The 284-nt window shown below is 64.4% G+C and carries 1 pseudogene; it reads left to right on the forward strand.

The window, feature by feature from the left end:
• A pseudogene (locus EN859_RS38570) lies at positions 1–284 on the forward strand (ABC transporter permease); the annotation flags it as partial.

Raw genomic sequence — 284 nt, forward strand, 5'->3', positions numbered from 1 at the left:
TGTCGGAACGCAGCAAGCTCGGCGAGGTGCTGCGCAGCCAGGAATTCTGGATCGTCGTTGCGGTGCTGATCATCGGCGCCGTGGTGGGCATGATCGCGCCGCGCTTTCTCACCGGCGCCAACATGGCCAACATCCTGCAGAACTTCTGCTTCACGGCGCTGATGGCCATCGGCATGACGCCGGTGATCATGACCGGCGGCATCGACATCTCCGTCGGCTCTACGCTTGGCCTGACCGGCGTGCTGCTCGGCCTGTTCTGCGCCAGCGGCTATCCTTTCCCGGTG

Origin of the sequence: Mesorhizobium sp. M00.F.Ca.ET.216.01.1.1 (assembly GCF_004010325.2) — a bacterium.
In the GTDB taxonomy this organism is placed as follows: Bacteria; Pseudomonadota; Alphaproteobacteria; order Rhizobiales; family Rhizobiaceae; genus Mesorhizobium.